Source organism: Gardnerella sp. 30-4 (assembly GCF_001641215.1).
Lineage (GTDB): Bacteria > Actinomycetota > Actinomycetes > Actinomycetales > Bifidobacteriaceae > Bifidobacterium > Bifidobacterium leopoldii.
Genome location: NZ_LXJL01000113.1, coordinates 2,256 through 6,806 on the forward strand (window position 1 = coordinate 2,256; position 4,551 = coordinate 6,806).

A 4,551-nucleotide genomic window follows, 5' to 3' on the forward strand; every position below is an offset into this window, starting at 1 on the left:
TATCAGAATCGACACCGTCAAGAATAGAAGCATAAGGCGGAAGCGGAGCACAATCCCCACCAGTCATATAATCACACTTGTTCAATAATTCAACTGAAACCTTTTTACCTGAATAAAGATTATCAAATGAGTCTAAACTACTCAGGTAAGAACTAGAAGGATTGGTATAAACACTATGATCAACATCATCAAAAACACATGCATGAGCACTGGATGCAAATAATCCAGAAACAACTAGCCCACAAACCACGCTTACACTAAAAGCAAAAGTTTTAGCAACTTTCTTATTTAACATATCTTTCCCTTTCTTCTATATATGCATTTTTGCAAATATTATTCACCATTTATGCGAATGAGCGTTATCTGTTTTAAATATCGGATAACACTAAACATTAGGCTATATACGAACCGATCAAAAATCAAGCATTATGCATAATATTGGATTTGATATTCCTATTTTACTTACTTCACATGCTATTCTTATACATGCCATCCTAATTACGTTGCTACTACTGAGCAACTTATTTGCACACTCCGATATTTATTTCTTAATAGTTCTTAACAGAGATGCAATTACTCGTTGCATAAATTTATTCCGTCCATAAACTGCGGAGATAGGAATATTAGCGCAATTTACTTACTGTTATATTTTGTGCTACATGCTCTTCAAATCTGGTTCTAGTTTTTACCATTCCCATCAACAAGTAAACCAATAATTCGTTGCATTTCTTCAGGAGAAGAAAATACGATTTCAATGCGACCATGATTTTCTGTGCCCTTAATAGAAACTTTGGTAGCAAAATGCTCCTCAAGCTGCTTGCGCACAGGCGAAGAAGACCACTGATTATTGCGACGCACACGCGTACGTACTGCTCCATGAGATGTATCTTCATTCTTCAACGAAACAATCTCTTCAGTACTACGAACTGACAATCCTTCTGCAATAATGCGCTTAGCTAGACTTTCCATATCTTCTGGATTTTCCAAGCCAAGTAGTGCTCGTGCGTGACCTGCAGAAAGCACGCCTGAGGCGACATGTTTTTGCACGCTAGCAGGAAGATTGAGAAGTCTTAAAGTATTAGCAATTTGTGGACGTGATTTTGATACAGACTGAGAAAGCTGAATCTGTGTTAAACCAAAATCATCTATCATCTGAGAATATGCTGCCGCTTCTTCAAGAGGATTAAGAGCAACGCGATGAAGATTTTCAAGCAATGCATCTCTTAACATATTTTCATCAGCAGTTGTGCGCACAATCGCTGGAACTGTATCAAGTTCAGCTAGCTGAGAAGCACGCCATCTTCTTTCACCCATAATAAGTTCATAATGTGCAATTTGTTCATCATTTTTATCGGCATCAACAATAGGTCGCACAACTATAGGCTGTAAAACGCCAACTTCTTTAATAGATGATGCAAGTTCTCGCAGCTCATCTTCATCAAAAATTGTTCGCGGTTGATGCGCATTAGGAACAATATCTAGCGGCTTAAGATAAGCTAAATATCCGCCTTTTACTGGCTTCAAAGGCTCATTTTTTGCGGTTTTATTCGATTTTTCAACAGCTTTATTTTTTTCGCCAAAAGCATTTTCTTCATTATTTTTTGTCTTAGATGACATAAATGTAGTCGATGCTGAATCTCCAAAAAAGAAATCCATAGGTCTAGTGACATCTCCAAGAGATGGCATAGTTGAACGTTTGTGAGAATGCTTGTTAGTATGAATTGACGGCACGGTTTCACGTGAAACATTCTTTATTTTGTTATTATTCTTATCCACATGAGGAGCAATTGAATTGCTCATACTAGGGACCTTTGTTTCATGTGAAACATTTTTTGATTGATTATTATCTTTATGTAACGTTTCACGTGAAACTTTTGCTTGTTTTTCTAATTGACTATCCACAGATTCGGATTTTTCTGTTTCATGCGAAACATTAAATTGCAAATTATTAGACGCATCGGCAAGCGCATCCTCGCCAGGCAAAGCTGGGAACAAAGCGCCTAAACCTTTACCCAGGCGAGACTTATTTCCACTCATTATTTATTCTCCTGTTGTTGTTCTTGTCGATTAGCATCTTGCTTTGCTGTAATAACAGATAATACCGTCTTAGATCTCTTCGCGATTTCTAACGCAGCTTCGCGATAAGAAATCGCTCCTGATCCATGAGGATCATAAGTAATAACACTTTGGTTAAAACTTGGCGCTTCAGGTATTTTCACAGTACGAGGGATCGTAGTCTCAAGCACAATATTTGGATAATGTTTTTTAACTTCTTGGAAAACCTCTCTGCCTAATAAAGTTCGCTTGTCAAACATAGTAACAAGCATTGTAGAAACAACTAAAATTGGATTGTAATGTTGCTGGACCAAACCAATAGTTCTTATAAGCTGTCCTAAACCTTCAAGAGCATAATACTCAGCTTGAATTGGTATAAGCATTTCACGTGCTGCACACATTGCATTAATAACTAATAAGCCAAGCGACGGAGGACAATCGATAAAAACATAATCATAGTGTTCGCTGCTATTATCAAGATATTCTTGCAAGGCATCCTTTAACAGATTATTACGATTATCCATATCTGCAAGCTCTAATTCAGCACCGCTTAAATCAATAGATGCTGGAACAACATCAAGTCCCTCAATATCTGGACAAGCATGTTTTACTTCAGCGATACTTTTTCGCCCTTCAAGAACATCGTAAACCGACAAATTACCAGAAGCATGAGGAGCATTTAATGCAGTTGATGCATTCCCCTGTGGATCCATATCAATAAGAAGTACTTTTGATCCACTCACAGCCATAGCTGCAGCAAGATTTACAGCAGAACTTGTTTTTCCTACTCCACCTTTTTGATTAGCAACAGCAATAAAACGCGTTTGCTTAGGCTTAGGATATTTCGCCTGTTCAATGGAATGAAAACGAGATGTCAAATCTGCCAATTCAATACCTAGGGAGGATTTCGAATCTCCAAAAATTCGTTGAATCGTTTCAGCAGCTGATTCCACGATGTATCACCCCCAATTAAATATGCGAAACTCTTAAAATAAAATATCGTGTTTTAAGTTTCGTCGTTTCTATGGACATAAAAAGCACAAATTTTTTTGATGTTTCACATGAAACATCAACACCTTATTCCATAACTAACTACGTATTTTTTCGATTTTTCGCACTGATTAAATCTTGCACGTTCATGAAGCTTTGCAGTAATGCTTTGCTAACAGCGATTATTTGTTGCTTAGTGAGCTTTAACAGTATTGCTCTGCAGACGTTGAGTATTTATTGCTTAAAGAACACTAGCGCCATTGCTGCTGCACACGCCATACCAGGCACTCCTACCGTACCAAAAACAACTGTGATTGGAATTAACGTATGGGAGATAGGAATTGCTTGTCGAGCAATATAAAAGCGGAACGATAGTAATAATCTTATTGACGAATACTATTTTTGCAGAAAAAGTAAGTAAAAAACTAAACTTAACTACACAACCGCTAAGTCCAAATAAGGTATAAGAGCGGAGCGCTGTCCTCATGGCTAATCGCCATTCGGCTGAGCTTGCACGGAAAGTCCACTGGACTTTCCGTCTGAACAAGCTCACGCTCCGAGTTGCTTTCGCGCGCTACGCTCTGAGCGCGAAAGCAGGTCGTCGCGCTAGTAATTCCTATCTCACACAGCCACTTCAGAAACCCGCCAGCCAAACACCAGCCCAAAACTCGCGCCACATTAAACGATAACTCGCGCAAACACAAATTTTAATTAAAAAAATTAGGCTTTATCGATTAATACGACTGTAGTCGGCTGCAAACCAGATGCAACTGGCGCTTCAAGAATGCGAGGATTTGTGCCACCAGCTTTTCGAATCATTTTTACAGCTTTTTCTACTTCTGCTTGAGCAGATTTACCTTTTAATGCTATTAATTTCCCGTGCTTATTCAATAGAGGAATAGTCCATCCAGCTAATTTCGTCATAGGAGCTACGGCTCTGCATGTTACTACATCAAACGCTGGAATTTCATGTGACTTAATTTTGTCAATAACTTCATCTGATCTGCCGTGAAATATAGTAACATTTTTTAATTTCATAAGAGCAACGCACTCACACAACCAATCAACACGACGCTCCATAGGTTCAATCAAAGTAACGTCATAATCAGGTAAGCACGCAGCTAAAACTAGACCAGGAAAACCTCCGCCACTACCTACGTCTGCAACTCTTTTATTTTTCCTACCAACTACTGCTTCTTTAATAAAAGGAACAACTGCTGCAGAATTTAATATATGCCTTTCCCAAAGAATATTCATATCTCTAGGACCGATAAGACCTCTTACTAATCCTTCTTGCTGAAGTTTCACGTGAAACAGCTTGCACTTTTCTAATGCTTCACCTAAAACTTCACTTAACAATGGGGATCCTTCTAATTCGTCCGCTACTTTTTGTGCATCTTCCTCATATTTTTTATCTAAACTAGCTTCCATATTTTCCCCAAAACAAATAAAAGAAATATAATAAAAAATAAATAAAAAGTAACACAACAAAACATTTTTTGTTTC

The 4,551-nt window shown here is 37.9% G+C and carries 4 protein-coding genes; all 4 read right to left on the reverse strand.

The window, feature by feature from the left end:
- On the reverse strand, positions 1-295 hold a 295-nt coding region (locus A5294_RS06850), incomplete at its 3' end, for a hypothetical protein (RefSeq protein WP_197457107.1).
- A 383-nt stretch (positions 296-678) separates the two neighbouring features.
- Positions 679-2,037, reverse strand: coding sequence for a ParB/RepB/Spo0J family partition protein (locus A5294_RS05865; protein ID WP_004106045.1), 1,359 nt, complete (start codon positions 2,035-2,037; stop codon positions 679-681).
- Positions 2,037-3,008: a ParA family protein gene (locus A5294_RS05870; RefSeq protein ID WP_064340687.1), complete on the reverse strand. Its 972-nt coding sequence runs from the start codon at positions 3,006-3,008 to the stop codon at positions 2,037-2,039. The genes A5294_RS05865 and A5294_RS05870 overlap by 1 nt, the downstream gene beginning before the upstream one ends.
- Positions 3,009-3,765: 757 nt before the next feature.
- A complete protein-coding gene (gene rsmG, locus A5294_RS05875) occupies positions 3,766-4,476 on the reverse strand; it encodes a 16S rRNA (guanine(527)-N(7))-methyltransferase RsmG (protein ID WP_004119703.1) in 711 nt (236 codons plus the stop codon).
- Positions 4,477-4,551: the final 75 nt, after the last annotated feature.

Coding starts and splice junctions, on each gene's coding strand:
- A5294_RS05865 (WP_004106045.1), bottom strand. CDS start 2,037: ATGAGTGGAAATAAGTCTCGCCTGGGTAAAGGTTTAGGCGCTTTGTTC.
- rsmG (WP_004119703.1), bottom strand. CDS start 4,476: ATGGAAGCTAGTTTAGATAAAAAATATGAGGAAGATGCACAAAAAGTA.